Genomic DNA, 26,896 nt, shown 5'->3' with positions numbered 1-26,896 from the left:
GTCGTCTCCGCACGCGGTCACCACGGGGGATCAGGAATGATGCACCCGCCTCGGGCGGGGCGATCAGAGGCGACGACGGGAGTGCGGCAGGCGTGCTGGTGCTGGTGGTGGCGCACGCGGTGGCGGCGCTGGCCGCGCCCGCGCTCGTCCGGGCGCTCGATCGGCGGGCGTTCCTCGTGCTCGCGCTCGTCCCCGCGGCCGCCTTCGTCTGGATCCTCGCGCAGCTGCCCGGCGTGCTCGCCGGGCAGCCGGTCGAGGAGGACGTGCCCTGGATCCCCGCCCTCGGGGTCGACATCGCGATGCGCCTCGACCCCCTCGCGGCGACGGTGTCGCTGCTGGTCACCGGGGTCGGCGCGCTCGTGCTCGTGTACTGCGCGCGGTACTTCTCGGCCGGGGCGCGCGGGCTGGGCCGGTTCGCCGGGGTGCTCACGGCGTTCGCCGGCGCGATGCTCGCCCTCGTCTGGTCGAACGACGTGTTCGTGCTCTACGTGTGCTGGGAGCTCACGACCGTCTTCTCGTTCCTGCTGGTCGGCCACGACGCGCACAAGCGGGCGAGCCGCGCGGCGGCGGTGCAGGCGCTCGTCGTCACCGCCGCGGGCGGGCTGACGATGCTCGTCGGGCTGGTGATCCTCGCCGAGGCCGCCGGGACGTCCCGCCTGGACGACCTCGTCGCGTACTTCGCCGGCCCGGCGGCCACGCCGGCGGCCCTGACCGCCGGCGTCGTCTGCGTGCTCGTCGGCGCGATCACCAAGTCGGCGCTCGTCCCGTTCCACTTCTGGCTGCCCTCGGCGATGGCCGCGCCCACCCCGGTCAGCGCCTACCTGCACGCCGCGGCGATGGTGAAGGCCGGCGTCTACCTCGTCCTGCGCCTGGCCCCCGGGCTCGCCGACGTCGAGCCGTGGCGCCCGCTGGTCGCGACGCTCGCGGTCACCACCATGCTGCTCGGCGGCATCCAGGCGCTGCGCCAGCACGACCTCAAGCTGGTCCTCGCGCACGGCACCGTCTCGCAGCTCGGTTTCATGGTGCTGCTCGCCGGGGCCGGCACCCGCGACGCGGCGCTCGCGGCGCTCGGCCTGGTCGTCGCCCACGCGATGTTCAAGGCCTGCCTGTTCCTCGTCGTCGGCGTCATCGACCGCAAGGCCGGCACCCGTGACCTGCGCGAGCTCTCCGGGCTGGGGCGCCGCGCGCCGGTGCTGGCCACCGCCGGGATCCTCGGCGCCGCGTCGATGGCCGGGCTGCCGCCGCTGCTCGGGTTCGTCACCAAGGAGGGCGCCTTCGAGGCGTTCCTGCACGACGCCTACGGGCCGGCCGCGGTGCCGCTGCTCGCGCTCGTCGTGCTCGGCTCGGTGCTGACCGTCGCCTACAGCACGCGCTTCGTCTGGGGCGCGTTCTGGCGCAAGCCGGGCGTCGAGGAGGTGAGCTGGCAGCCGCCGGGCGCGCTGTTCGCCACCGCGCCGGTCGTGCTGGGGTTCGCCGGGCTCGCCGCGGGCGTCGGCGTCTCGGCGCTCGCCCCGCTGCTCGAGCCGTACGCGGAGACGCTGCCGGCGACCTACCCGGCGCTGCTCGAGCTCGCCGTCATCCCGTCGGTCGGGGTCGCGCTGGGCCTCTCGGTGCTCGCGGTGGCGCTGGGCTTCGTCGTCGGGCTGCCGCGGGTCAGCGCGCGCCTGACCTCCCGCCACCCGCTCTCCGGGGTCCGGGCGGAGATCACGTGGCGCGGGGTCGTCCACGCGCTGGAGAACACCTCGCTGCGCGTCACCGCGCTCACCCAGCGCGGCTCGCTGCCCTGGATCCTCTCGACGGTCTTCGCGGTCCTAGTGATCGGCCCGGGCCTCGTGCTGCTGGTCGGGCCCGAGCTCGGCGAGGTCCGGATCGACCGGCTCGCGGACTCGCCGTTCCAGGTGCTCGCCGCCGTCATCGGCGCCGCCTGCGCGATCGTCGCGACCCGCGTGCGCCGGCGCCTCGGGGCGGTCCTCGTCGTCGGCGGCGTCGGGTACGCCACCGCGCTGATCTTCGCGCTCGCGGGCGCCCCCGACGTCGCGCTCACCCAGGCCCTGGTCGAGACGGCGACGCTCGTGGTCGTCGTGCTCGTCCTGCGCACGCTGCCGCGCGACATCGCCGACCGCGACACCCCGCGCCGGCGCGTGCGGCGCCTGATCGTCGCGGTGCCGGTCGGGCTGCTGATGACCGGGCTCGGGGCGGTCGCGCTCGCCGCCCGGTCCGCGCCCGCGGTGTCGGCGGCCTACCCCGCCCAGGCCTACGGCTTCGGGGCCGGCGCGAACGTCGTCAACGTGACCCTGGTCGACATCCGCGCCTGGGACACGATGGGCGAGCTCTCGGTGATCGTCGCCGCCGCCACGGGCGTCGCGAGCCTCGTCTTCCTGCACCGCCGCTCCGGCGCGCCGCCCCGCGGCGAGCCGCAGCCCGTCGTCACCCCGACCACCCGCGCCGGCGGCTGGCTGCGGTCGGCCCGCCGCGGCGACGACGACCGGGTGCTGCTCCTCGAGGTGGTCACCCGCCTGGTCTTCCCGACGATGATGGTCGTCTCCCTGTACTTCCTGTTCGCCGGCCACAACGCACCCGGCGGCGGGTTCGCGGGCGGGCTCGTCGCCGGGCTGGCCCTGGTGGTCCGTTACGTGGCGGGCGGGCGGTACGAGCTCGGCGAGGCGGTGCCGGTGGACGCCGGTCTGCTGCTCGGGCTCGGGCTGCTCCTGGCGGGCGGCACCGGGGTCGGGGCGTTGCTGCTCGGCGGCGAGGTGCTGCAGACCGCGGTGATCGAGGGGTACGTCCCGGTGCTCGGGAACGTCAAGTTCGTGACGTCGCTGATCTTCGACGTCGGTGTCTACCTGGTCGTCGTCGGCCTCGTGCTCGACGTGCTGCGCAGCCTCGGCGCGGAGCTCGACCGGCGGCGCGTGGCCGCCGTGACGCGGCAGGAGGTGCCGTCGTGACCTCGCCGATCGTGCTGCTCGCCCTCATCGGGGTGCTCTACTCCGCGGGCGTCTACCTGATCCTCGAGCGCAGCCTGACCCGGGTGCTGCTGGGCATCCTCGTGCTCGGCAACGCCACCAACGTCCTCGTCATCGTCGCGGGCGGCCGGGCGGGCGCGCCGCCGCTGGTCGGCACGGCGCCGGACGCGGAGATGAGCGATGCGCTGGTCCAGGCCCTGGTGCTCACCGCGATCGTCATCACCCTGGGCGTGACGGCGTTCCTGCTCGCCCTCATCCACCGCACCTGGACCCTCGAGCGCGAGGACGACCTCACCGAGGACGTCGAGGACCGGTCCGTGCGCCGCCGCCTCGAGCGCGGGGAGCAGGAGGACGAGGAGGAGCTCGACACCACGGGGTGCGAGACCACCGCGGACACCGACCCCGACGACGAGTCCGAGGCGGCGCCCGACCCCGCCCGGGCCCCGACCGCCGCCGGGGAGGTCGCCCGATGAACCCCGGCTCCAGCCTGCTCGCCACGCTCATCCCGCTCCCGGTGCTGCTGCCGCTGCTCGGGGCGGGCGCGACGCTCGTGCTCTCGCGGCGCCCGACGCTGCAGCGCGCCCTGAGCGTCGCGGTGCTCGCGGTGGTCGTGGTCATCGCGGCGATGCTGCTCGTCGCCGCGGTGCAGAACGGCCCGATCGTCGTGACGCTCGGGTCGTGGCCGGTGCCGCTGGGCATCACGCTCGTGGTCGACCCGCTGTCGGCGCTGATGCTGCTGACGTCGATGTCGGTGACGCTCGCCGTGCTCGTCTACGCGATCGGGCAGGGCGTGTACGACCGCGACGAGGCCACCCCGATCACGATCTTCCACCCGACCTACCTCGTGCTCGCCGCGGGCGTCGCCAACGCGTTCCTGTCCGGGGACCTGTTCAACCTCTACGTGGGGTTCGAGGTCCTGCTGATGGCGAGCTACGTGCTGCTGACCCTGGGCGGGAGCCGCTCGCGGGTGCGCGCGGGCATCACCTACGTCGTCGTCAACGTGGTGTCCTCGCTGGTCTTCCTCGTCGGCATCGCGCTCGTCTACGCCGCGGTCGGCACGCTGAACCTCGCGCAGATCTCGCTGCGCATGGAGACGGTGCCCCCGGGCACGGCACTCGCGATCCACCTCGTGCTGCTCACGGCGTTCGGCATCAAGGCCGCGGTCTTCCCGCTCTCGGCGTGGCTGCCCGACAGCTACCCGACCGCCGCCGCCCCGGTCACCGCGGTGTTCGCCGGCCTGCTCACCAAGGTCGGCGTCTACTCGATCATCCGCACCGAGACGCTGATCTTCCCGGACTCCGAGGTCACCCGGACGATCCTGCTCGTGGCCGCCGGGCTGACGATGCTGGTGGGTGCGCTCGGGGCGATCGCGCAGGCCGACATCAAGCGGATCCTGTCGTTCACACTGGTCAGCCACATCGGCTACATGATCTTCGGGGTGGCGCTCGCGACGCCGCTGGGCGTGGCCGGCGCGGTGTTCTACGTCGTCCACCACATCACCGTGCAGGCCACGCTGTTCTGCGTGGTGGGGCTCATCGAGGGGGTCGGCGGCTCGACGTCGGTGACCCGTCTGGGCGGGCTGATGAAGGCCTCGCCGGTGCTCGCCGTGCTGTGGTTCGTCCCGGCGATCAACCTCGGCGGCATCCCGCCGCTGTCGGGCTTCGTGGGCAAGCTCGGGCTGGTGCAGGCCGGCGTCGTCGACGGGTCCGCGCTCGCCTGGATCCTCGTCGTGGTGTCGGTGCTGACGAGCCTGCTGACGCTCTACGCGGTCACCAAGGTCTGGGTGCTCGCGTTCTGGCGCCCGGCCGACCAGATCCCCGTGTCCGAGGAGCCCGCGCAGGACGAGGACGAGGAGGACGCCGAGGAGGACGGCGCCGAGCTGCCGGAGGGGCGCGACCGCGCCACCGGCGGGCTGCCCGGGGCCCCGACACCGCGCAGCGGGGTGCTCACCCAGGTGCGCCCCGGCACGGCCCGCACGATCGCGGGCGCCGACGGCAACAGCGGCGCCGAGGTCGACTGGCCGGTCGCCCGCCTCGCGCCCGCGGACGGCGCGTCGGTCCTGAGCGGCCGCCTGCTCGGCGCCCCGGGCGACCGGGTGTCGCGCCGGCTGCCGAAGGTCATGGCCGGCGCGACGGGCGCGCTCGTCGCGCTCGGGCTCTCCCTCACCGTCGTCGCGGGCCCGCTCTACGCCGTCGCCGACCAGGCCGCCGACGACCTCGTCGCGCGCACGCCCTACATCCAGGCCGTGTTCGCCCAGACCGTCGACGACCGGGTGGCGCGATGAGCGAGCAGGACCGGGGCCGCGCCGCCCCGCCCGACACCACCGGCCTCCTGCGCCGCGCCGTGCCCGTCGTGTGGCTCACGCTGGTGTGGGTCCTGCTGTGGGGCACGTTCTCCTGGGCCAACGTGCTCGGCGGGCTCGCCGTGGCCCTCGTGGTGCTGCTGGCGTTCCCGCTGCCGCCGGCCCCGGGCCGGAACTGGCTGCGACCGGGCGCGGCGCTGCGCACGACGCGCCGGTTCGTCGCCGACCTCCTCGTGTCGAGCCTGCAGGTGGCGTGGCAGTCGCTGGAGGCCCTGCGCCCCGGCCGCCCGATCCGCAGCTCGGTCGTCGCGGTCCGCCTCGAGTCGCCGTCGGAGTTCGTCATGGCGATGGCGGTCGAGATGCTCTGCCTGGTGCCCGGCAGCGTCGTCATCGAGGCCCGCCCGGAGGAGCGCACGATCTACGCGCACGTCCTGGGGGCCGACGACGCCGCGGCGGTCGCCGCCTTCCGGGACCAGGTCGCGCGCCTGGAGGCCGACCTGGTCGAGGCGCTGGGCCGGCCGCAGGCCGCCGGCGCCACCGAGGAGGCCCCGTGACCGGACTGCCCGCCGTGCTCGACGCCGTGCTCGTCGTGTCCCTCGTGCTGCTGGGGCTCTCGTCGCTCCTGGTCGTCGTGCGCCTGCTGCGCGGCCCCACGGGGCTCGACCGGCTCGTCGCGCTCGACGTCCTCGTCGCCGAGTTCCTGGTCGGGCTCGTCGTGTACGCCGCGCTGACCGGTGACTCGTCGCTGGTCCCGGTGGTGGTGGCGATCAGCCTGGTCGGCTTCCTCGGCTCGACCACCGTGGCGCGCTTCGTGCGCCGGGGGACCGACCGGTGAGCCCCGGCGGCCGCGACGGGCTGGCCGTGACGCTCGACGCGATCGGCACGGTGTCGATCGTCCTCGGGGTGCTGCTGACCCTCGTCGCCTCGGTCGGCCTGCTCTCCCTGCCCGACGTGCTGAGCCGGATGCACGCGGCGACGAAGCCGCAGGTCGTCGGGCTGGTGCTCGTGGTCATCGGGGGCGCGCTGCACCTGCGGACCAGCGTCGACGTGTGGATGCTCGTGCTGGTGGGGGCGTTCCAGCTCGTCACGGCGCCGGTGACCGCGCACGTCGTCGGCCGGCTCGCACACCGCGGCGACGGGGTGCGCCGCGACCTGCTCTACGTCGACGAGCTCGAGGACACGCAGGACTCGGCGGACCCGGGCCCGGACCGCCCCGAGCCCGACGAGCCCGACGTCGAGGACCCGTCGGACGCCGAGGACACCGACATCCGGATGCCCCCGGGCGGGCGGACGGAGGGGGCGTGAGACGCCTCCCTAGAATCGGCGTGGTGACCTGGTTGCGCGAGCTGGTGCGGCGGGCCCGTGCGCGGGTCGCGCCGGTCCTCGCCGACGCCCTGGCGCTGATCCGTCCGGCGGGCCGGCGGGCACCGGAGATCGTGGTGGTCGCGGGCGTCGTGGTCAGCGTGCTGCTCTGCCTCGTGCTCGTGGGCGCCGCCCGCAACGACGCCCACATCGACGCCGCGCGCGGCAACGCCGTCGCCGAGGTGCTCGAGGGCGGGTCGCGCCCGCACGTCTACGTCCGCTTCACCACGGTCGAGGGCGCGGTGCTCACCCCCGAGAAGGGCGTGTTCTACCCGCGCGGGCTCGAGCCGGGCCAGCTCGTCGAGGTCGAGTACGACCGCACCGACCCCGAGCTCGTGCGCGTCGGGGGCCGCACCTGGACCGAGGGCCTCGTGCCCGTGCTGCTCGGCCTGGTCGTGCTCTGGGCCGTGGTGGGCCCGTCGGCCTGGGCGCTCGCCCGGGCCCGCCGCCGGCGCCGCGAGGCCGCCGCGGCCGCCGCCCGGTGGCGGGGCGACCCGCCACCCCCGCCCGCCGGCGAGCGCGAGGACGGCGAGCCGGAGATGGCCGGGGCCTCCCGGTGAGCGCGCGCTCGCGGGGTACGCGCGCGGAGCTCGACCGCGACCCGCGCGCCGTGGCCCGCATGTTCGACGGGGTCGCCGCGCGCTACGACCTCACCAACACCGTGCTGTCGTTCGCCCAGGACGTCCGCTGGCGCCGGGCGACCCGCGCCGCACTGGCCGTCGGGCCCGGCGACGTCGTGCTCGACGTGGCCGCCGGCACCGGGGTGTCGACCGTCGAGCTCGCCCGCACCGGGGCGCGCTGCCTGGCCACCGACTTCTCGCTGGGCATGCTGCGCACCGGGCGCGCGCGTCCCGCCACGGCCGGCCTGCCCTTCGTCGCCGCGGACGCGCTGCACCTGCCGGTGCCCGACGCCTCGGTCGACGCCGTCGTGATCTCGTTCGGCCTGCGCAACACCGTCGACGTCGACGCCGCCCTCGCCGAGTTCGCCCGCGTCACCCGTCCCGGCGGCACGCTCGCGGTCTGCGAGTTCTCCCGACCGACCTGGGCGCCGTTCCGCCGGCTCTACACCGACTACCTGATGCGGGCGCTGCCCCGCGTGGCGACGGCGGTCAGCTCCAACCCGGACGCCTACGTCTACCTCGCCGAGTCGATCCGCGCCTGGCCCGACCAGGCCGCCCTCGCGCAGCGCATCGCCGCCGCGGGCTGGCGCTCGGTGGCCTGGCGCGACCTCTCCGGCGGCATCGTCGCGCTCCACACCGCCACCCGGCCCTCCTGAGCGCCGACCCGGCGCCTGACCCGTCGCGACCCGCCCCAAACCCCCTCGGCGGGCGATCACGCCACGCGATCCCTAGACTCCCCCGTGCCGGAGCTAGTGAACGGATTCACAAGGAGAGTCAGCGCCGTGTCCGCCACCACCGGAGCGCGCCGCAGCCCCGACAGCGACGCCGACGTCGTGGTCGTGGGCGCCGGTCCCGCGGGCTCCACGGTCGCGACGTACCTGGCGCGCGCCGGCCTCGACGTCCTCGTGCTCGAGAAGGCCACGTTCCCGCGCGAGAAGGTCTGCGGCGACGGGGTCACGCCGCGCGGGGTCAAGCAGCTCGTCGACCTCGGCGTCGACACCCGCGAGGAGGCCGGCTGGCGCCACCAGCGCGGCCTGCGCGTGGTCGGCGGCGGCGCCAGCGTCGAGCTCGACTGGCCCGAGCTCGCGCACTACCCCGCCTACGGCCTCGTGCGCCCCCGCCGCGACTTCGACCAGATGCTCGCCGACCACGCCCGCGCCGCCGGCGCCCGCGTCGAGGAGGGCGTCTCGGTCACCGGCGCGACGCGCGACGAGCGCACCGGCCGCGTCACCGGCGTCGAGGCCCGCCGCGGCCCCGAGCGCACGCCGGTCGCGTACCGGGCGCCCCTGGTCGTCGCCTGCGACGGCGTGGGCGCCCGCACCGCGCTGAGCCTGGGCATCGCCAAGCGCGACGACCGCCCGCTCGGCGTCGCCGTCCGCCGCTACTACACGAGCCCGCGCCACGACGACGCGTACCTCGAGACCCACCTCGGGCTGCACGACCGCCCCGGCGTCGGCAGCGACCTCCACGGGGGCTACGGCTGGATCTTCGGCATGGGCGACGGCACCGCCAACGTCGGCCTCGGTGTCCTGGCCACGCAGCAGTCCGACAAGCGCGACTACCGCGCGATGCTGCGCTCCTGGCTCGACGGCCTGCCCGCCGAGTGGGGCCTGCGCGAGGAGAACGCCACCGGCCCCATCGGCGGCGCCGCCCTGCCGATGGGCCTGAGCCGCACGCCGGTCTACCGCGACGGGCTCGTGCTCGTCGGCGACGCCGGCGGGATGGTCAACCCGTTCAGCGGCGAGGGCATCGCCTACGCCCTGCAGTCCGCGGCGCTCGCCGCCGAGTGCGTCGTGCAGGCCATGGCGCGCCCGGAGGGTCCCGGGCGCGAGCGGGCCCTCGGCGCCTACCCGACGGCCGTGCGCCACGAGCTGGGCCGCTACTACCGCGTCGGCAACCGGGCGGCGGGCGCGCTCGGCCGGCCGCGCTTCATGCACCACGCCCTGCGCCTCGGCCTGCCGCGGCGCCGGGTGATGGGAGCCGCCCTCAAGCTGTTCGCCGGGCTCACCGACGGGCGGGACGGCGACGCGGGCGACCGCGTCCTCGAGCTCGCGCTGCGGATGGTGCCGGCCCTGGACGACGCACCGGACCGGACGCGGCGGCGGAAGGAGGACCCCGCGGCGGCCCGACGGGCCGCCTGAGTAGTACGGGTTAGGTCGCCCTGATCAGGGGACGGGAGCAGCGTCCTCATTAGGGTCGGCCTCCGCCCGACGAGCGTGATCGACCGGACGGCCGCACAGGTGGGACCGTCCCGACGCACCACCACCACACGGACTCCCGACGCGCAGCACCGGGGAGGAAGGAGACGACGATGCTGGACCTCTACGTCCCGCTGATCGTCATGTTCGCGCTCGCGGCCGCGTTCGGGCTGTTCTCCGTGGCCGTCGCGCCCCTCGTCGGGCCGCGCCGGTACAACCGGGCGAAGCTCGACTCCTACGAGTGCGGGATCGAACCGTCGCCGCAGCCCGTCTCGGGCGGTGGCCGCATCCCGGTGGCGTACTACCTCACCGCGATGATGTTCATCCTCTTCGACGTGGAGATCGTCTTCCTCTACCCCTACGCGGTGAACATCGACGCGCTCGGCCTCTACGGCCTCGCGGTCGTGGTGGTGTTCCTCGCGCCCATCGTGTTCGCCTACGCCTACGAGTGGCGGCGCGGCGGACTGGACTGGAGCTAGCCATGGGACTGGAAGAGAAGCTCCCGAACGGCATCGTGCTGGCCAGTGTCGAGAGCCTGGTCAACTGGACCCGCAAGGCGTCGCTGTGGCCGGCCACCTTCGGGCTGGCCTGCTGCGCGATCGAGATGATGACCTCGGGCGCCCCCCGCTACGACCTGGGCCGCTTCGGCATGGAGGTGTTCCGCCCCAGCCCGCGCCAGGCCGACCTGATGATCGTGGCGGGGCGCGTCACCAACAAGATGGCCCCGGTCCTGCGCCAGATCTACGACCAGATGGCCGAGCCCCGCTGGGTGCTCGCCATGGGCGTCTGCGCGTCGTCGGGCGGGATGTTCAACAACTACGCGGTCGTGCAGGGCGTCGACCACGTCGTCCCCGTCGACATGTACCTCCCGGGCTGCCCGCCGCGGCCCGAGATGCTCATCGACGCGATCCTCAAGCTGCACCAGAAGATCCAGGCGGAGCCGCTGGGCCCGGTGCGCGCCGAGCTCGCCGCCGAGCGTCGCGCCCAGGGCGAGAAGCTCGAGCTGCTGCCCTCCTCGGAGAAGTACGCCAAGAAGGACCGCAAGACGGGGGAGGCGAAGGCCGAGCATGTCTGGTGACGAGCAGAAGCCGAAACCGCCGGGCACCGGTGCCGGCGGTGCGAGCGGTCCCACGGGCGCGTCCAACGCCTCGTCGGCGGGCGCCGCCGCCTTCGGCCCCCAGGAGATCGCGCGCCGCGACGTCAGCGGCTCGGCGGCCGGCCGGGCGCGCGAGGGCATGTTCGGCACCCAGGGCTCCGGTGACACGTCGGGCTTCGGCGGCCTGCGCCTGCCCGGCTACGCGCCGGCGCCGGCCGAGCGGCCGTACGGCGGGTGGTTCGACGAGGTCGTCGACGAGACCGCCGCGGCGCTGGCCGACGACAGCGGGGCCGGCGTCGACTTCGACGCGTGCGTGCAGCAGGTGACCGTCGACCGCGGCGAGATGACCTGGTACGTGGACCGGGCGCACCTGGTGCGCCTGGCCCGCACCCTGCGCGACGACCCCGCGCTGCGCTTCGAGTTCTGCTCGGGCGTGTCCGGGGTCGACTACGGCGAGGGCGTGCCGCAGCAGCTGCACGTCGTGACCCACCTGCTGTCGATGACCTACCGGCGCCGGCTGCGCCTCGAGATCGCCCTCGACCTCGACGATGCGCGCTGCCCCTCGCTGGTCGAGGTCTACCCGACGGCCGACTGGCACGAGCGCGAGACCTGGGACATGTTCGGCGTGGTCTTCGAGGGCCACCCGAGCCTCACCCGGATCCTCATGCCGGACGACTGGAACGGCCACCCGCAGCTCAAGAGCTACCCGCTCGGCGGCATCCCCGTGGAGTACCACGACGCGGAGATCCCGCCGCCCGACCAGCGGAGGGCGTACACGTGACCGACGTCCACGACCAGACCGACCCGTACGCCGCGTCCAGCCGCGAGACCACCGAGGGCACCGTCTACACGGTCACCGGTGGCGACTGGGACGAGATGGTCGACCAGACCGCCGGCGACGAGCGCATCGTCATCAACATGGGCCCGCAGCACCCGTCGACGCACGGCGTGCTGCGCCTCGTGCTGGAGCTGCAGGGCGAGACCGTCACCGACGCCCGTCTCGTCATCGGCTACCTGCACACGGGCATCGAGAAGAACTGCGAGTACCGCACCTGGACCCAGGGCGTCACGTTCGTGACGCGCGCGGACTACCTCTCGCCGATCTTCAACGAGACCGCGTACTGCCTCTCGGTCGAGCGGCTGCTCGGCGTCGAGGTGCCCGACCGCGCCGCGACGATCCGCGTGCTCCTCATGGAGATCAACCGGATCGGCTCGCACCTCGTCGCGCTGGCCACCGGCGGCATGGAGCTCGGCGCGCTCACCGGCATGACCAACGGCTTCCGCGAGCGCGAGGAGGTCCTGCACCTGCTCGAGTTCCTCACCGGCCTGCGGATGAACCACGCGTTCGTCCGCCCCGGCGGGGTCGTGCAGGACCTGCCCGAGGGCTACGAGGAGCGCATCCGCTCGTTCATCAAGGTCATGCGCGAGCGGCTGCCCGGCTTCCACAAGCTGCTCACCGGCAACCGCATCTGGCGCCAGCGCCTCGAGGGCGTCGGCTACCTGCCGCTCGACGGCTGCCTCGCGCTCGGCGTCACCGGCCCGATCCTGCGCTCGGCCGGGCTGGCGTGGGACCTGCGCCAGGTCGAGCCGTACCTCGGCTACGAGCACTACGACTTCGAGGTCCCCACCGACACGGCCGCCGACAGCTTCGCCCGCTACCTCCTGCGGGTGGAGGAGATGAGCCAGTCGCTCTCGATCATCGAGCAGGCGCTGGCGCGGCTCGAGCCGGGCCCGGTCATGGTCGAGGACGCGAAGATCGCCTGGCCCGCGCGGCTGTCGATCGGCGCCGACGGCATGGGCAACTCGCTCGAGCACGTCCGCCGGATCATGGGGCAGTCGATGGAGTCCCTCATCCACCACTTCAAGCTGGTCACCGAGGGGTTCAAGGTCCCGCCGGGGCAGGCGTGCGTGCCGATCGAGTCGCCGCGCGGCGAGCTGTCCGCGCACCTCGTGTCCGACGGCGGCACCCGCCCGCTGCGGGTCCACCTGCGCGACCCCAGCTTCGTCAACCTGCAGGCCGCCCCGGCGATGTCCGAGGGCGGGATGGTCTCCGACGTCATCGCCGCGCTGGCGAGCCTCGATCCCGTGATGGGGGGATGTGACCGATGAGCCGGACCCTGGGCCCCGACGCGCCGGCGACCCCGCCGAAGGATCCTGAGCACGCCATCGACGAGGCCGGCGGGACGACCGCTCAGCACGCCGCGCTGTCCGCGGTCGACATCTCGATGTTCGACGGGGTGCGCGACCGGGCGGCGGCGATCATCGCCCGCTACCCGGAGCCGCGGTCGGCGCTGCTGCCGCTGCTCCACCTCGTCCAGCACGTCGAGGGCCACGTGTCCCGGTCGGGCATCGCGTTCTGCGCGGAGGCGCTGGAGATCACGACCGCGGAGGTCTCGGCGGTCGCGACCTTCTACACGATGTACAAGCGCGAGCCCGTCGGGCGCCACCTCGTCAGCGTCTGCACCAACACGCTGTGCGCGGCGCTGGGCGGCGACGACATCTACCGGGCGGTGCGCGAGCGGCTCGGTGGGCCGGGGCGGCCGCTGGGGCACGAGCAGACCAGCGCCGACGGCACGGCGACGCTCGAGCACGCCGAGTGCCTCGCGGCCTGCGACCTCGCGCCCGTCCTGACCGTCGACTACGAGTTCTTCGACAAGCAGACCGTCGACTCGGCGCTCGAGATCGTCGAGGCGCTGCAGCGGGGCGAGAAGCCGCACCCGACCCGCGGTGCCCCGCTGACCGACTTCCGCTCCGTCGAGCTGCTGCTGGCCGGCTTCTTCGACGACCCGGCCGTCGGCGGGCTCGACGCGGTCGCCGGCCCGTCGGCCGCCGACGAGAGCCTGCGCGGCGCACGGCTCGCCGAGGAGCGCGGCTGGACCGCGCCCGCGGTGCCCGCCGCGACCGACGAGGGAGAGAACTGAGATGCGCGACACGAAGCGCAGCGGAGCTGGAGCATCCGATGGCTGATCCCCTCACCCCGGTGCTGACCAAGCGCTGGCTCGGTCCGGAGTCGTGGACGCTGCGCCACTACACCGAGCTCGGCGGCTACGAGGCGCTGGACACCGCCCTGCAGACGTTCCCCGACGACCTCATCGCGCTGGTCAAGGACTCCGGCCTGCGCGGACGCGGCGGCGCGGGCTTCCCGACGGGCATGAAGTGGAGCTTCATCCCGCAGGCCAAGCCCGGCGAGGAGCCCACCGGTCCGGCCGCCAAGCCGAAGTACCTCGTCATCAACGCCGACGAGGGCGAGCCCGGGACGTGCAAGGACGTCCCGCTGATGATGGCCGACCCGCACTCGCTCATCGAGGGCTGCATCATCACGAGCTGGGCGATCCGCGCGCACTTCTGCGTGATCTACGTGCGCGGCGAGGTCGTCCACGTCCTGCGGCGCCTGCACGCCGCCGTGCGCGAGGCCTACGACGCCGGGCACCTCGGGAAGGACATCCACGGCAGCGGGTTCGACCTCGACATCGTCGTGCACGCCGGCGCCGGCGCGTACATCTGCGGCGAGGAGACCGCGCTGCTCGACTCGCTCGAGGGCCGCCGCGGCCAGCCGCGCCTCAAGCCGCCGTTCCCGGCGACCGCGGGCCTCTACGCCGCGCCGACCGTGGTCAACAACGTCGAGACCATCGCGACCGTCCCGTCGATCGTCGCGGGCGGCAAGGACTGGTTCCGCACGATGGGCCGCGAGCGCTCGCCCGGGCCGAAGATCTACTCGCTGTCCGGGCACGTCGAGCGGCCCGGGCAGTACGAGGCGCCGCTGGGCACGACGCTGCGCGAGCTCCTCGAGCTCGCCGGCGGCATGAAGGACGGCATCCCGCTGAAGTTCTGGACGCCGGGCGGCTCGTCGACGCCCCTGCTGACCGACGAGCACCTCGACGTCCCGCTGGACTTCGAGGGCGCCACCGAGGCCGGCTCGATGCTCGGCACCACCGCTCTCATGATCTTCAACGAGACCGTGTCGGTGCCGTGGGCGGTCATGAAGTGGACCGAGTTCTACGAGCACGAGTCGTGCGGCAAGTGCACCCCGTGCCGCGAGGGCTGCTACTGGCTCGCCGGCATCCTGCGCCGGATGGTCGACGGCGAGGGCACCGAGGCCGACATCGACACGCTGCTCGACGTCTGCGACAACGTCCTCGGGCGCTCGTTCTGCGCGCTCGGCGACGGCGCGGTCTCGCCGATCACCAGCGGCATCAAGTACTTCCGGCAGGAGTTCGTCGACCTCTGCACCGCCCAGCGGACGCACCCCGAGGTCGAGCGCATCGCCGAGCTGAGCGGAGCCAGCGCATGACCCAGGCCCCGGAACGGGCGTCGGACCAGGACGACCTCCCTCCCGTGCCCCACGGGCACGTGCGGCTCACCATCGACGACCGCGTCGTCGACGCCCCGCAGGGCGAGCTGCTGATCCGCACCTGCGAACGGCTCGGCATCGTCGTCCCGCGCTTCTGCGACCACCCCCTGCTCGACCCGGCCGGCGCGTGCCGCCAGTGCCTGGTCGAGGTGGAGATGGGCGGGCGCAAGATGCCCAAGCCGCAGGCCAGCTGCACGATGACCGTCGCGCAGGACATGGTCGTCAACACCCAGATGACCTCCGCGGTCGCCGACAAGGCGCAGCAGGGCGTCATGGAGCTGCTGCTCATCAACCACCCGCTCGACTGCCCGGTCTGCGACAAGGGCGGCGAGTGCCCCCTGCAGAACCAGGCGATGTCGTCGGGGCGGGCGGAGTCGCGCTTCGTTGAGGAGAAGCGGACGTTCGCCAAGCCGCTGCCCATCTCCGACGAGGTGCTGCTCGACCGCGAGCGCTGCGTGCTCTGCCAGCGCTGCACGCGGTTCTCGCGCCAGATCGCGGGCGACCAGTTCATCGAGCTGCTCGAGCGCGGCGCGCACCAGCAGATCGGCACCGAGGAGACCGCCTTCGGCGAGGGCGAGGACTTCCAGTCCTACTTCTCCGGCAACACCATCCAGATCTGCCCGGTCGGCGCGCTGACCTCGGCGTCCTACCGCTTCCGCTCGCGGCCGTTCGACCTCGTGTCGACGCCGGGCATCTCCGAGCACGACAGCTCCGGCGCGGCGATCCGGCGCGACTGGCGCCGCGGCGGGGTCACCCGCGTGCTCGCCGGCGACGACCCCGAGGTCAACGAGGAGTGGATCGACGACAAGACCCGCTTCGCGTTCCGCTACACACAGACCGACCGGCGGATCCTGCGGCCGCAGGTGCGCGGCGACGACGGCGCGCTGCACGACGCGTCGTGGACCGACGCCCTCGAGCGCGCCGCGAGCCTGCTGATCGCGGCCCGGGACGGGTCCGGCCCGGCCCCCGTCGACGCCGACGACCCCGACGGCGAGCCCGGCGAGCCGAAGCGCGGCGTCGGGGTGCTCCCCGGCGGTCGCCTGACCGTCGAGGACGCCTACGCGTACGCGAAGTTCGCGCGCCTGGCGCTGCGCACCAACGACATCGACGCCCGCGCCCGCGTGCACTCCGGCGAGGAGCTCGACTTCCTCGCCGCGCACGTCGCCGGCACCGGGCTCGGTGTCACGTACGCGGACCTCGAGGCGGCGCCCTCGGTCCTCACCGTCGCCCTCGAGGTCGAGGAGGAGGCGCCGATCGTCTTCCTGCGGCTGCGCAAGGCCGCGCGGGCGGGCACGCGGGTGCACCACCTCGGCCAGTGGTCGACGCCGGCCGTCGTCAAGACCGGCGGCCGGCTCGTGCGCTGCGCCCCGGGCGACGAGCCGGCGGCGCTCCGCACGCTGCCCGACGCGGTCGCCGACGGGCTCGGTCAGCCGGGCGCCGTCGTGCTCGTGGGGGAGCGCGCCGCCGAGGTGCCCGGTCTCTACGCCGCGGTGTCGGCCCTGGTGGAGCGCACCGGGGCGCGGGTCGCGTGGATCCCCCGCCGCGCCGGCGAGCGCGGCGCCGTGGACGCCGGCGCGCTGCCCAACCTGCTGCCCGGTGGCCGGCCGATCGACGACGTCGGCCGCACCGAGCTGGCGTCGAGCTGGGGCCTCGCCGACGCCGAGGCGCTGCCCGCCGCGCCGGGCCGCGACGCCGCCGCGATCCTGCGCGCCGCCGTCGACGGCCGGCTCGCGGGCCTCGTCGTCGGCGGTGTCGAGCTCACCGACCTCCCGGACCCGGAGCTCGCCCGCGCCGCCCTCGGCGCGGCCGACGTGGTGATCAGCCTCGAGCAGGCCACGTCGGAGGTGACGGCCTACGCCGACGTCGTCCTGCCCGTGGCCCCGGTCGTCAACAAGGCGGGCACCTTCCGCAACTGGGAGGGCCGCGACCGGTACTTCGCGACCACCATCGACCCGTCCGGCGGCTCCGCCGGCCGCGTCGGCGGCACCGCGGCGACGACCCTGCCCGACTGCCGGGTGCTCGACACCCTGGCCGTCGAGATGGACGTCGACCTGTTCACCCAGACCCCGCAGGTCGCGGCGGCGGAGCTCGAGCGCCTCGGCGTGGCCCGCCCCTCGGAGCCGGCCCCCGTGCGCGGTGACGCCACGGGCCCCGCCGCTCCCGACGAGGGTCTGGTGCTCGCCGCGTGGCGCCAGCTGCTCGACGGCGGCGCGCTGATGGCGGGCGAGCCGGAGCTCGCGGGCACGGCCCGGCCGCCGAAGATCCGCGTCTCGGCGCCGACCGCGCGGCGGCTCGGGATCGAGGAGGACGACCCCGCGGAGCTCGAGGGCCCGCGCGGGTCGCTGATCCTCCCGGTCGAGATCGCCGACCTGCCCGACGACGTCGTGTGGGCCCCGGCGCGGGTCCCGCACCCGGACGGCCGGATCGTCACCCTCGCCGGCCTCGGGCTCGCCCACGGCGGCGCCGTCCGCCTGACCGGCGGCCGCCCCACTCGCGACGGGAGCCCCGCGTGAACCCCGTACCGCCCCCGCCGGGGTACACCCAGACGCTCCTGGCGGACGACCCGTTCTGGCTGACCCTGATCAAGGTCGTCGTGGTCTTCGCGGGCCTCATGCTGGTCACGCTGTTCATGATCTGGTTCGAGCGCCGCGTGGTCGGGCGCATGCAGCAGCGACCGGGACCCAACTGGAACGGCCCGTTCGGCCTGCTCCAGTCGCTGGCCGACGGCCTGAAGCTGGCGTTCAAGGAGGACGTGCTGCCCGCCGCGCGCGACCGCGCGGTGTTCTTCCTCGCCCCGGTGCTCTCCGTGGTGCCGGCGTTCGTCGCGTGGTCGGTCATCCCGCTCGGCCCGGAGGTCTCGATCTTCGGTGAGCGGACCGCGCTCCAGCTGACCGACCTGCCGGTCGGGGTGCTGGTCGTGCTGGCCTGCTCGTCGGTCGGCGTGTACGGGATCGTGCTGGCCGGCTGGGCGTCCGGCTCGCCCTACCCGCTGCTGGGCAGCCTGCGCAGCGCCGCCCAGGTCATCTCCTACGAGCTCGCGCTCGGCCTGTCGATCATCGCGGTCGTGCTCTACGCCGGCTCGCTGTCGACCGCGGACATCGTCGCGGCGCAGCAGACCGGCTGGTACGTCTGGTTGCTCCCGGTCAGCTTCGTGATCTTCGCCGTGTCGATGGTGGGCGAGACCAACCGCGCCCCGTTCGATCTCCCCGAGGCCGAGTCGGAGCTGGTCGGCGGCTTCCACACCGAGTACTCGTCGCTCAAGTTCGCCCTGTTCTTCCTCGCCGAGTACATCAACATGGTCACGCTCTCGGCCGTCGCCACCACGCTGTTCCTCGGCGGCTGGATGGCGCCGTGGCCGCTGTCGCTCATCCCGGGCGTCAACGAGGGCTGGCTGCCGCTGCTCTGGTTCTTCGGCAAGACGCTGGCGTTCCTCTTCGTCTACGTGTGGCTGCGCGGCACGCTGCCGCGGCAGCGCTACGACCAGTTCATGCGGCTGGGCTGGAAGCTCCTGATCCCGATCGGGCTGGTCTGGCTCGTGCTGGTGGCCGCGCTGCGGGTGCTGCGCACGGAGCTGACGACCGGCCAGATCCTCCTGGTCGGCGGCATCGCGCTGGTCGTGCTGGTGGGGGCGGCGCTGCTGATCCCCGACCAGGCGCCGGAGGACGACGACCGGGAGCCGACGATCGTCACCGACTACCCGGTCCCGCCGCTGGACCTGCGCGTCCCGTCGACCCCGAAGCGCCGCCGCCGCGCGGTGACGGGGTCGCGCGAGACCGAGCAGGACGGCGAGACCGTGACCGCCGGCGCGAGCCGGGAAGGGGACCGCTGATGGGCCTGTTCGACGGGGTCGCCGGCTTCGGCGTCACCTTCTCGACGATGTTCCGCAAGGTCGTCACCGAGGACTACCCGCGGGTGAAGAAGGTGACCGCCCCGCGCTACCACGGGCGGCACCAGCTCAACCGCCATCCCGACGGCCTGGAGAAGTGCGTCGGCTGCGAGCTCTGCGCCTGGGCCTGCCCGGCCGACGCGATCTACGTCGAGGGCGGGGACAACACCGACGAGGAGCGCTACTCGCCCGGCGAGCGCTACGGCGCGATCTACCAGATCAACTACCTGCGCTGCATCGGCTGCGGCCTGTGCATCGAGGCCTGCCCGACGCGGTCGCTGACGATGACCAACGAGTACGAGCTCGCCGACGACGACCGCCAGGACCTGATCTACGACAAGGAGCGGCTGCTCGCGCCGCTGCTGCCGGGCATGGAGCAGCCGCCCCACCCGATGCGCCTCGGCGAGGACGAGCAGGACTACTACGTGCAGGGCCCCGAGATGGCCCGGCGCGCGGACGTCCAGGACGCGGTGCGCGAGGAGATCCCGATGGTGCCCCCGCGCGGGCCGGCCCCGCAGGACGAGGTCACCGACACCGCCGTCGAGCAGAGCTCGGTCATGTCCACCGGGGAGAAGCGGTGACCGCCCTGCTGGCCGCCGCCCCCGTCACGGGCGGCGGGGAGATGACCAGCGGCGAGGCGGTGGTCTTCTGGATCCTGGGCCCGGTCGCCCTCGCCGGCGGCCTGGGCATGATCTTCTCGCGCAACGCCGTGCACTCGGCCCTGTGGCTGGTGCTCACCATGCTCTCGCTCGGCGTGCTCTACATGGTCCAGCAGGCGCCGTTCCTCGGCGTCACGCAGATCATCGTCTACACCGGCGCGATCATGATCCTGTTCGTGTTCGTGCTGATGATGGTCGGCCGCGACGCCTCGGACTCGGTCGTCGAGGTCCTGCGCGGACAGCGTCTGGTCGCCGCCGTGCTGGGGGTGGGCCTCGCCGCGCTCGCGGCGGTGGCCGTCGCCGGGACCCTGACCGCCGTGCAACCGGTCGGGCTCGGCCCGAGCTACGGACCGGAGGCCCGGGGGAACGTGGCGCTGCTGGGCAGCAGCATCTTCCTCGAGTACGTGTTCCCGGTGATCCTCAGCGCGTTCCTGCTGACCGTCTCCGCGGTCGGCGCGCTGGTGTACGCCTTCGCCGGGCGCCCGCGCCAGCAGGGCACCTCGCAGCGCGAGCGGGTCGCCGAGCGCCTCCGCGGCCCCCTGTCCGGGTACGGCTCACGCTCCGGGCCGGGCGTCTTCGCCACCGCCGACTCGGTCGCCACCCCGGCGCTGCTGCCCGACGGGTCGGTCGCCCCGGCCTCGCTGTCCCGCATCATCGAGGCCACGCGCCGTGAGCGGCTCGACGCCGACATCGCCGACGTGCAGTCGGACGGCGGTCCGGCCGGCGAGGTCGACGCGCGGGCCCTCCGCGGCGGGGACGGCGAGCACCACGGCGTCGGCAGCACCCACGACCGTCTCAGCGAGGGCGAGCACGAGGGCCCCGAGACCCAGGGAGCCCGATGAGCCCCACCAGCTACCTGCTGCTCTCCGCCCTGCTGTTCGCCATCGGCGCGGTCGGGGTGCTCGTGCGCCGCAACGCGATCATCGTGTTCATGTGCGTGGAGCTGATGCTCAACGCCGTGAACCTGACGCTGGTGACGTTCGCCCGCATCAACGGGTCGCTGGACGGCCAGATCCTGGCCTTCTTCGTCATCGTCGTCGCCGCGGCGGAGGTCGTCGTCGGCCTCTCGATCATCATGACCATCTTCCGCACGCGCCGGTCGACCTCGGTCGACGACGCCAACCTGCTCAAGTACTAGGGGGAGAGACGTGTCGCCTCTGTTGGCCGCCGCACCGCTCCCCGAGGTGCTCCCCGCCGAGGGCGCCGCGAGCGTGGCCTGGCTCCTCGTCGCGCTGCCCGCGCTGGGCGCGCTCGTGCTGTTCGTCGGCGGCCGCCGCACCGACCGCTGGGGGCACATCCTCGGCGTCGCCACGGTGGTCGCGGCGTTCGTCGTCGCGGTCGTGCTGTTCGCCGGGTCGCTCGGGCTGCCCGCCGAGGAGCGGGTCCGGGACCTCGGGCTCTACGACTGGATCGCCGTCGGCGCGCTGAACGTCGAGTTCGGCCTGCGCATCGACCCGCTGTCGCTGGCGTTCGCGCTGCTCATCACCGGCGTCGGCTCGCTGATCCACATCTACTCCGTGGGCTACATGTCCCACGACCCGAACCGTCGCAAGTTCTTCGCGCAGCTCAACCTGTTCGTCGCGGCGATGCTCCTGCTCGTCCTCGGCAACGGGTTCGTGACGCTCTACCTCGGCTGGGAGGGCGTCGGTCTCGCCTCCTACCTGCTGATCGGCTTCTACACGGGACGCCGGTCGGCGGGCAGCGCGGCCAAGAAGGCGTTCCTGATGAACCGCGTCGGTGACGTGGGGCTCGCGCTGGCGATCTTCCTGCTGTTCGTCGAGCTGGGCACCACCCAGTACGCCGAGGTGTTCGCCCGCGCCGGCGAGATCTCGCCCGGCGCGCTGACGGCGATCACCCTGCTGCTGCTGCTCGGCGCGTGCGGCAAGTCCGGTCAGTTCCCGCTGCAGGCCTGGCTCCCCGACGCCATGGAGGGCCCGACCCCGGTGTCGGCGCTCATCCACGCGGCCACGATGGTCACCGCCGGCGTCTACCTCATCGCCCGCGCGAACCCCCTGTACGACCTGGCGCCGGTCGGGCAGCTCGTGGTGACGATCATCGGTGCGATCACGCTGGTGCTCGGCGCGATCATCGGCTGCGCGTACGACGACATCAAGAAGGTGCTCGCGTACTCCACGGTCAGCCAGATCGGCTACATGATGCTGGCCGTCGGGCTGGGCCCGGTCGGCTACGCCGCGGCGCTCGCCCACCTGCTCGCCCACGGCTTCTTCAAGGCGGGGCTCTTCCTCGGTGCCGGCTCGGTGATGCACGGGATGGCCGACGAGACCGACATGCGCCGCTTCGGCGGGCTGTGGCGCCACATGCCGGTGACGTTCTGGACGTTCACCGCGGGCTTCCTGGCCCTGATCGGCTTCCCGTTCCTCTCGGGCTTCTACACGAAGGACCTCATCATCGAGGCCTCGCTGACCGCGGGACCCGTGGCCGGCTGGATCTTCGCGATCGCCACCCTCGGCGCCGCCGGGCTGACGGCGTTCTACATGACGCGCCTGATGCTCATGACGTTCTTCGGGCCGGAACGCTGGAAGGACCTGCACCCGCGGCGCATCGACGCCGCCGACCTCGAGGACCCGCCGGAGCACTACCACCCGCACGAGTCGGTGGCGTCGATGACGGCGCCGATGGTGCTGCTCGCCCTCGGGTCGGTGGGCGCGGGCGCGTTCCTCGTCGGCGGCGAGCGGCTGGGCCTCTACCTGGAGGCCTCGCTCGGCGCGCCGGTCGATCCCCACGACCTGCCCGCGGCGTTCCCGGTCGGCCTGGTGCCCTACGTCGCGACCGTGATGATGCTCGCCGGCGCCGGCCTCGCCTACCTGCTGATCGGCCGCCGCGAGGTGCCGGTCGAGCGCCCGCAGCGGGTGAGCCTGCCCGTGCGGGCGGCCCGCGCCGACCTGTTCGCCAACACCATCAACGAGGGCGTCATCGCCCGCCCGGGCATCTGGCTCTCGCGGGCGCTGGTGTACCTCGACAACCGCGGCGTCGACGGGGCGGTCAACGGCATCGCCGCCCTGCTCGGCGGCACGTCGGGCCGGCTGCGGCGCACGCAGACCGGTTTCGTCCGCTCCTACGCCCTGACCATCCTGGGAGGCTCCGTCGTGCTCGTCGCGGCCCTGCTCGTCGTGGGCGGCGCCGGATGAGCGCGCTGCTGCTCGCCCTGCTGCTGCTCCCGCTGATCGGCGCCGCCCTCTGTGGCGTCATGGCGAACCGCGAGGGCCTCGACCGGGCGGCCCGTGCCGTCGGCCTGGGGTTCGCCGCGGTCTCGCTCGTGCTCGTGGCCGTCGTCTGGTCGCTGTTCAGCACCGCCCCGGACGCCCCGCGGTTCCAGGGGCGGCTCTCCGTCGAGTGGATCCCGGCCTTCGGGGTGTCGTTCGCCCTCGGGATCGACGGCATCGCGCTGACGATGATCGCGCTGCTGGCCGTGCTCGTGCCGATCGTGCTGGTGTTCGCCTCGGCCGACAAGCTGCCCGCCGGGCGCACCGGCGCCGGGTTCACCGCGCTGATCCTCGCGACCCAGGGCGTGCTCGTCGGCGTCTTCGCGGCCACCGACGTGTTCCTGTTCTACGTCCTGTTCGAGGCCATGCTCATCCCGATGTACTTCCTCATCGGGCGCTTCGGCGGGCCGCGCCGCCAGTACGCGGCGGTGAAGTTCTTCCTCTACTCGTTCCTCGGCGGGCTGATCATGCTCGCGTCGGTGATCGGGCTGTTCGTCGCGAGCGACACGCGCCTGGGCCAGGGGACCTTCGACTGGACCGCGCTGCAGGGGATGGCCGCCCAGCTGCCCCTGTCGACCCAGATCCCGCTGTTCCTCGGGTTCTTCGCCGCGTTCGCGATCAAGGCGCCCCTGGTGCCGTTCCACACGTGGCTGCCCGACGCCGGTGCCGAGGCCCCGATCGCGGGCAGCATCATCCTGCTGGGCCTGCTCGACAAGGTCGGCACCTTCGGGTTCCTGCGCTACACGCTGCCGCTGTTCCCGGCCGCGTCGCAGGAGCTCGCCCCGCTGGTGCTGACCCTCGCGGTGATCGGCGTGCTCTACGGCGCGCTGCTCGCCGCCGCGCAGACCGACCTCAAGCGCTTCGTCGCCTACACCTCGATCGCGCACTTCGGCTTCATCGCGCTCGGCATCTTCGCGTTCTCGTCGCAGTCGCTCGCCGGGTCGGCGCTCTACATGGTCAACCACGGCATCTCGACCGCGATGCTGTTCCTCGTCGTCGGCCTGCTGATCCGGCGCGGCGGCACCGCGGACATGACCGAGTACGGCGGCGTCGGGCGGGCCGCCCCGCTGCTGGCCGGCATGTTCCTCGTCGCGGGACTCTCGACGATCGCCCTGCCCGGCACGAACTCGTTCATCAGCGAGTTCCTCGTGCTGCTCGGGTCGTTCCCGCGCCAGCCGGCGTTCACGGTGGTCGCGACCGTGGGCATCGTCTTCGCCGCGCTGTACATGCTCTGGGTCATCCAGCGCACGATGACCGGCCCGCTGCGCGGCGCCGCCGTCGTCGGGGACGGCCCGGGCGCGGCGTCGGCGGCGACCTTCGGGACGGACGCGGGCGCGGGGGACGACTCCTGGATGCGGCGCACCACCGCCCGCTTCGGTGACCTGACCCGCGGCGAGGTCGCCCTGCTCACCCCGCTGGTCGCGCTGGTCCTCGTGCTCGGCTTCTTCCCCGGCCCGGTCCTCGAGATCCTCGACCCGACCGTGGCGGCGACCCTGAGCGAGGTCGGCGTGCCCGACCCCGTGACCCCGAACGGAGTGGCGCGATGACCGGGCCCCTGGCGCCCTCGTTCCCGACGATCGCCTACGGGGCGCTGGCGCCCCTCTGGATCATCTTCGGCGCGGCCTGCCTCGCGGTGCTGTTCGAGGCGCTCCTGCCCTTCCGCGTGCGCCGGCGGGTGCAGCTGGTCCTGACGCTCGTCGCGATCGTCGTGGCGCTGCTGGCCGTGATCATCCGGGCGGCGTCGGGTGCCGCCCCGGTGTCGACGCTCGCGGGCGCGGTCGCCGTCGACGGCCCGGCGCTGTTCCTCTGGGGCACGCTGCTCGCCCTCGCGCTCCCGAGCGTGCTGCTCATGGCCGACCGCTCCGTCGAGCCCGGCGGGGCGTTCCTCGCCGACCCCGAGGCGGCCGGCGAGGCCGAGGCGCGCGAGAAGGCGATCGGCGCCCGGGCCGGCGGGACGGCGGTCCGGACCCGCACGGGCGGCGGTGGCGGTGGACGGGGCCGTGACGGTGGACGGGGCCCGGTCGAGGGCCAGACCGAGGTCTTCTCGCTCGTCCTGTTCGCGCTCGGCGGCATGCTCGTCTTCTGCGCGGCCGACGACCTGCTGACGATGTTCATCGCCCTCGAGGTGCTCAGCCTGCCGCTGTACCTGCTCTGCGGCCTGGCCCGGCGCCGGCGGCTGATGAGCCAGGAGGCGGCGGTCAAGTACTTCCTGCTCGGCGCGTTCTCGTCGGCGTTCTTCCTCTACGGGCTCGCGCTGCTCTACGGCTACGCGGACTCGGTGAAGCTGACCGACATCTCGCTCGCCACGGCGGGCTCGCTGCGCCCCGACTCGCTGCTGTTCGGCGGGCTCGCGCTGCTCGTGGTCGGGCTGATGTTCAAGGCCTCGGTGGGCCCGTTCCACACCTGGACCCCGGACGTCTACCAGGGCGCGCCGACCTCGGTGACCGCCTTCATGGCCGCCTGCACCAAGGTCGCCGCGTTCGGCGCGATCCTGCGGGTGCTGTCGGTCGGGTTCGGGTCGACGGTGTGGGAGTGGCGCGGCGTGCTGTGGGCCGTCGCGATCGCCTCGATGGTGATCGGCGCGGTGCTCGGGCTCACCCAGACCGACGTCAAGCGCATGATCGCCTACTCGTCGGTGGCGCACGCGGGCTTCCTGCTGCTCGGCGCGATGGCCATCACGCCGGCCGGGCTCTCGGCGACGCTGTTCTACCTGCTCGCCTACGGCTTCACCACCGTCGCGCTGTTCGGGCTCGTCTCGCTCGTGCGCGGGCCGGACGGGGAGGCGACGCACCTGTCGGCGTGGGCGGGGCTCGGGAAGCGCTCGCCGGTGGTCGCGGCGGCGGTGACGTTCCTCATGCTGGCGCTCGCCGGGATCCCGCTGACCAGTGGCTTCACCGCCAAGTTCGCGGTGTTCTCCGCGGCGCTGGCCGACGGCATGACGCCGCTGGTCATCGTGGCTCTCGTGGTCAGCGCGGTGGCGGCGTTCTTCTACCTGCGCCTCATCGTGCTGATGTACTTCTCGGAGCCCGCGGCGGACGGTCCGACCGTCAGCGTGCCTGGCCCGTTCACGACGGTGGCGATCACACTGGGGGTCGTGGTGACCCTGCTGCTCGGCGTCGTGCCGACCGCCGTCCTCGGATGGGCCGACGGCCTGTCCTTCCTGGGCTGAGGCCCGTGTCCGCTCCCGATCCCGCGCTGACCCAGGTCGCGGGCCTGCCCATCGCCGATCCCGACCTCGCCGCCGCGGTGAGCGAGGGGCTCGACCGTGTCGAGGAACTGCTGCGCCGCGAGGTGCACAGCGACTACCGGTTCGTCACCGACACGTCGCTGCACCTCATCGAGGCCGGCGGCAAGCGGTTCCGGCCGCTGCTGACGCTGCTCGCCGCCCAGCTCGCCGGCGGGACGTCGCAGGACGTGGTGATCGCGGCGACGTCGGTGGAGCTCGTCCACCTCGCGACGCTGTACCACGACGACGTCATGGACGAGGCCGTCATGCGCCGGGGCGCCGACAGCGCCAACGCGCGCTGGGACAACAGCGTCGCGATCCTCACCGGCGACTACCTGTTCGCCCACGCCTCGCGGCTGGTCTCGCAGCTGGGGCCCGACGCGGTCCGGATCATCGCCGAGACGTTCGCCGAGCTCGTGACGGGCCAGATGCGCGAGACGCGCGGCGCACGCGACGGCGAGGACGCCATCGAGCACTACCTCGCGGTGGTGGCCGAGAAGACGGGGTCGCTGATCGCCACCTCGGGGCGCTTCGGGGCGATGTTCGCGGGCGCGACACCGGAGCAGGTGGCCGCGATGCGCCGGTTCGGCGAGATCATCGGCACCGCGTTCCAGGTCTCCGACGACATCATCGACATCGCCTCGCCGTCCGGGGACTCGGGCAAGACCCCGGGCACCGACCTGCGCGAGGGCGTCGCGACGCTGCCGGTGCTCTACACGCTGGCCGGCGACGGGCCCGAGGTGGCGCGCCTGCGCCAGCTGGGCGTGGGCACCCGCGAACTGGACGACTCCGAGGTCGGCGAGGCGCTGGAGCTGCTGCGCGGCTCGCGGGGCCTCGACGAGGCGCGCGCGGCCCTCGACGCCCGCGCCGACGCCGCCCGTGGCGAGCTCGCGACCCTGCCCGACGGCCCCGCCCGCCGCGCCCTCGCCGCCCTCCTCGACTACACGATCGCGAGGACGGGGTGATGGCTCCGCCACGTGAGTGATATGGGTCGTCAGGACGACCCGTA

General features: G+C 73.6%; 23 protein-coding genes and 1 pseudogene. All 24 read left to right on the top strand.

The genetic code is table 11. The features are described from left to right. The first annotated feature begins 92 nt into the window (after positions 1-92). The 24 genes and pseudogenes from ACFPK1_RS28445 to ACFPK1_RS28330 all read left to right on the top strand — a co-directional run bounded on the left by ACFPK1_RS28445 (position 93) and on the right by ACFPK1_RS28330 (position 26,852). Positions 93-2,945: a Na+/H+ antiporter subunit A gene (locus ACFPK1_RS28445; RefSeq protein ID WP_378024315.1), complete on the top strand. Its 2,853-nt coding sequence runs from the start codon at positions 93-95 to the stop codon at positions 2,943-2,945. Next, entirely contained in the window at positions 2,942-3,436 is a 495-nt protein-coding gene (locus ACFPK1_RS28440; RefSeq protein WP_378024314.1) for a Na(+)/H(+) antiporter subunit C, read from the top strand. The genes ACFPK1_RS28445 and ACFPK1_RS28440 overlap by 4 nt, the downstream gene beginning before the upstream one ends. Further along, positions 3,433-5,247, top strand: a complete 1,815-nt coding sequence (locus ACFPK1_RS28435; protein WP_378024313.1) for a Na+/H+ antiporter subunit D — start codon at positions 3,433-3,435, stop codon at positions 5,245-5,247. Before ACFPK1_RS28440 ends, ACFPK1_RS28435 begins: the two co-directional genes overlap by 4 nt. Beyond that, complete coding sequence (locus tag ACFPK1_RS28430; protein ID WP_378024312.1) at positions 5,244-5,819, top strand: Na+/H+ antiporter subunit E; 576 nt, start codon at positions 5,244-5,246, stop codon at positions 5,817-5,819. Before ACFPK1_RS28435 ends, ACFPK1_RS28430 begins: the two co-directional genes overlap by 4 nt. Beyond that, positions 5,816-6,100 carry a monovalent cation/H+ antiporter complex subunit F gene (locus tag ACFPK1_RS28425; RefSeq protein WP_378024311.1) on the top strand — a complete coding sequence of 95 codons (285 nt, stop codon included), beginning with the start codon at positions 5,816-5,818 and terminating at the stop codon, positions 6,098-6,100. The genes ACFPK1_RS28430 and ACFPK1_RS28425 overlap by 4 nt, the downstream gene beginning before the upstream one ends. Continuing rightward, entirely contained in the window at positions 6,097-6,570 is a 474-nt protein-coding gene (gene mnhG / locus ACFPK1_RS28420) for a monovalent cation/H(+) antiporter subunit G (RefSeq protein ID WP_378024310.1), read from the top strand. The genes ACFPK1_RS28425 and mnhG overlap by 4 nt, the downstream gene beginning before the upstream one ends. 23 nt (positions 6,571-6,593) lie before the next feature. After that, entirely contained in the window at positions 6,594-7,187 is a 594-nt protein-coding gene (locus tag ACFPK1_RS28415) for a DUF3592 domain-containing protein (RefSeq protein ID WP_378024309.1), read from the top strand. Next, the gene (locus tag ACFPK1_RS28410; RefSeq protein WP_378024308.1) at positions 7,184-7,903 is read left to right on the top strand and encodes a demethylmenaquinone methyltransferase; all 720 of its coding nucleotides are present in this window, start codon (positions 7,184-7,186) and stop codon (positions 7,901-7,903) included. Before ACFPK1_RS28415 ends, ACFPK1_RS28410 begins: the two co-directional genes overlap by 4 nt. A gap of 126 nt (positions 7,904-8,029) precedes the next feature. Then, positions 8,030-9,388 (top strand): geranylgeranyl reductase family protein, encoded by a 1,359-nt coding sequence (locus tag ACFPK1_RS28405; RefSeq protein ID WP_378024307.1) that lies wholly within the window; start codon positions 8,030-8,032, stop codon positions 9,386-9,388. Positions 9,389-9,558: 170 nt separating this feature from the next. Next, the gene (locus tag ACFPK1_RS28400) at positions 9,559-9,924 is read left to right on the top strand and encodes an NADH-quinone oxidoreductase subunit A (RefSeq protein ID WP_378024306.1); all 366 of its coding nucleotides are present in this window, start codon (positions 9,559-9,561) and stop codon (positions 9,922-9,924) included. Between the two features lie 2 nt (positions 9,925-9,926). Beyond that, the gene (locus tag ACFPK1_RS28395) at positions 9,927-10,523 is read left to right on the top strand and encodes a NuoB/complex I 20 kDa subunit family protein (RefSeq protein WP_285648798.1); all 597 of its coding nucleotides are present in this window, start codon (positions 9,927-9,929) and stop codon (positions 10,521-10,523) included. Then, positions 10,513-11,322, top strand: a complete 810-nt coding sequence (locus ACFPK1_RS28390) for an NADH-quinone oxidoreductase subunit C (RefSeq protein ID WP_378024305.1) — start codon at positions 10,513-10,515, stop codon at positions 11,320-11,322. The genes ACFPK1_RS28395 and ACFPK1_RS28390 overlap by 11 nt, the downstream gene beginning before the upstream one ends. Further along, entirely contained in the window at positions 11,319-12,650 is a 1,332-nt protein-coding gene (locus tag ACFPK1_RS28385; protein WP_378024304.1) for an NADH-quinone oxidoreductase subunit D, read from the top strand. The genes ACFPK1_RS28390 and ACFPK1_RS28385 overlap by 4 nt, the downstream gene beginning before the upstream one ends. 116 nt (positions 12,651-12,766) lie before the next feature. Continuing rightward, positions 12,767-13,462, top strand: coding sequence for an NADH-quinone oxidoreductase subunit NuoE (gene nuoE / locus ACFPK1_RS28380; protein ID WP_378024348.1), 696 nt, complete (start codon positions 12,767-12,769; stop codon positions 13,460-13,462). 38 nt (positions 13,463-13,500) lie between these two features. After that, the gene (gene nuoF / locus ACFPK1_RS28375) at positions 13,501-14,832 is read left to right on the top strand and encodes an NADH-quinone oxidoreductase subunit NuoF (RefSeq protein WP_378024303.1); all 1,332 of its coding nucleotides are present in this window, start codon (positions 13,501-13,503) and stop codon (positions 14,830-14,832) included. Further along, positions 14,829-17,405 (top strand): NADH-quinone oxidoreductase subunit G, encoded by a 2,577-nt coding sequence (locus ACFPK1_RS28370; RefSeq protein ID WP_378024302.1) that lies wholly within the window; start codon positions 14,829-14,831, stop codon positions 17,403-17,405. Before nuoF ends, ACFPK1_RS28370 begins: the two co-directional genes overlap by 4 nt. After that, a complete protein-coding gene (gene nuoH, locus ACFPK1_RS28365; RefSeq protein ID WP_378024301.1) occupies positions 17,402-18,721 on the top strand; it encodes an NADH-quinone oxidoreductase subunit NuoH in 1,320 nt (439 codons plus the stop codon). Before ACFPK1_RS28370 ends, nuoH begins: the two co-directional genes overlap by 4 nt. Beyond that, positions 18,721-19,245, top strand: a pseudogene (gene nuoI, locus ACFPK1_RS28360) (NADH-quinone oxidoreductase subunit NuoI); the annotation flags it as partial. The gene nuoH and the pseudogene nuoI, both read left to right, overlap by 1 nt. 155 nt (positions 19,246-19,400) lie before the next feature. Next, positions 19,401-20,279 (top strand): NADH-quinone oxidoreductase subunit J, encoded by an 879-nt coding sequence (locus tag ACFPK1_RS28355; protein WP_378024347.1) that lies wholly within the window; start codon positions 19,401-19,403, stop codon positions 20,277-20,279. Continuing rightward, a complete protein-coding gene (nuoK, locus tag ACFPK1_RS28350; RefSeq protein WP_378024300.1) occupies positions 20,276-20,575 on the top strand; it encodes an NADH-quinone oxidoreductase subunit NuoK in 300 nt (99 codons plus the stop codon). Before ACFPK1_RS28355 ends, nuoK begins: the two co-directional genes overlap by 4 nt. 19 nt (positions 20,576-20,594) lie before the next feature. Next, positions 20,595-22,586 carry an NADH-quinone oxidoreductase subunit L gene (gene nuoL, locus ACFPK1_RS28345; RefSeq protein ID WP_378024346.1) on the top strand — a complete coding sequence of 664 codons (1,992 nt, stop codon included), beginning with the start codon at positions 20,595-20,597 and terminating at the stop codon, positions 22,584-22,586. Then, a complete protein-coding gene (locus ACFPK1_RS28340) occupies positions 22,583-24,208 on the top strand; it encodes an NADH-quinone oxidoreductase subunit M (protein WP_378024299.1) in 1,626 nt (541 codons plus the stop codon). The genes nuoL and ACFPK1_RS28340 overlap by 4 nt, the downstream gene beginning before the upstream one ends. Beyond that, positions 24,205-25,830, top strand: a complete 1,626-nt coding sequence (nuoN, locus tag ACFPK1_RS28335) for an NADH-quinone oxidoreductase subunit NuoN (protein ID WP_378024298.1) — start codon at positions 24,205-24,207, stop codon at positions 25,828-25,830. The genes ACFPK1_RS28340 and nuoN overlap by 4 nt, the downstream gene beginning before the upstream one ends. Beyond that, entirely contained in the window at positions 25,800-26,852 is a 1,053-nt protein-coding gene (locus ACFPK1_RS28330) for a polyprenyl synthetase family protein (RefSeq protein WP_378024297.1), read from the top strand. The genes nuoN and ACFPK1_RS28330 overlap by 31 nt, the downstream gene beginning before the upstream one ends. Positions 26,853-26,896: the final 44 nt, after the last annotated feature.

The sequence above is a fragment of the Actinomycetospora rhizophila genome (assembly GCF_042657905.1).
GTDB lineage: Bacteria > Actinomycetota > Actinomycetes > Mycobacteriales > Pseudonocardiaceae > Actinomycetospora > Actinomycetospora rhizophila.
The sequence above is the reverse complement of the archived record's forward strand: the minus strand, read 5'-3'. Positions and strand labels throughout refer to the sequence as shown.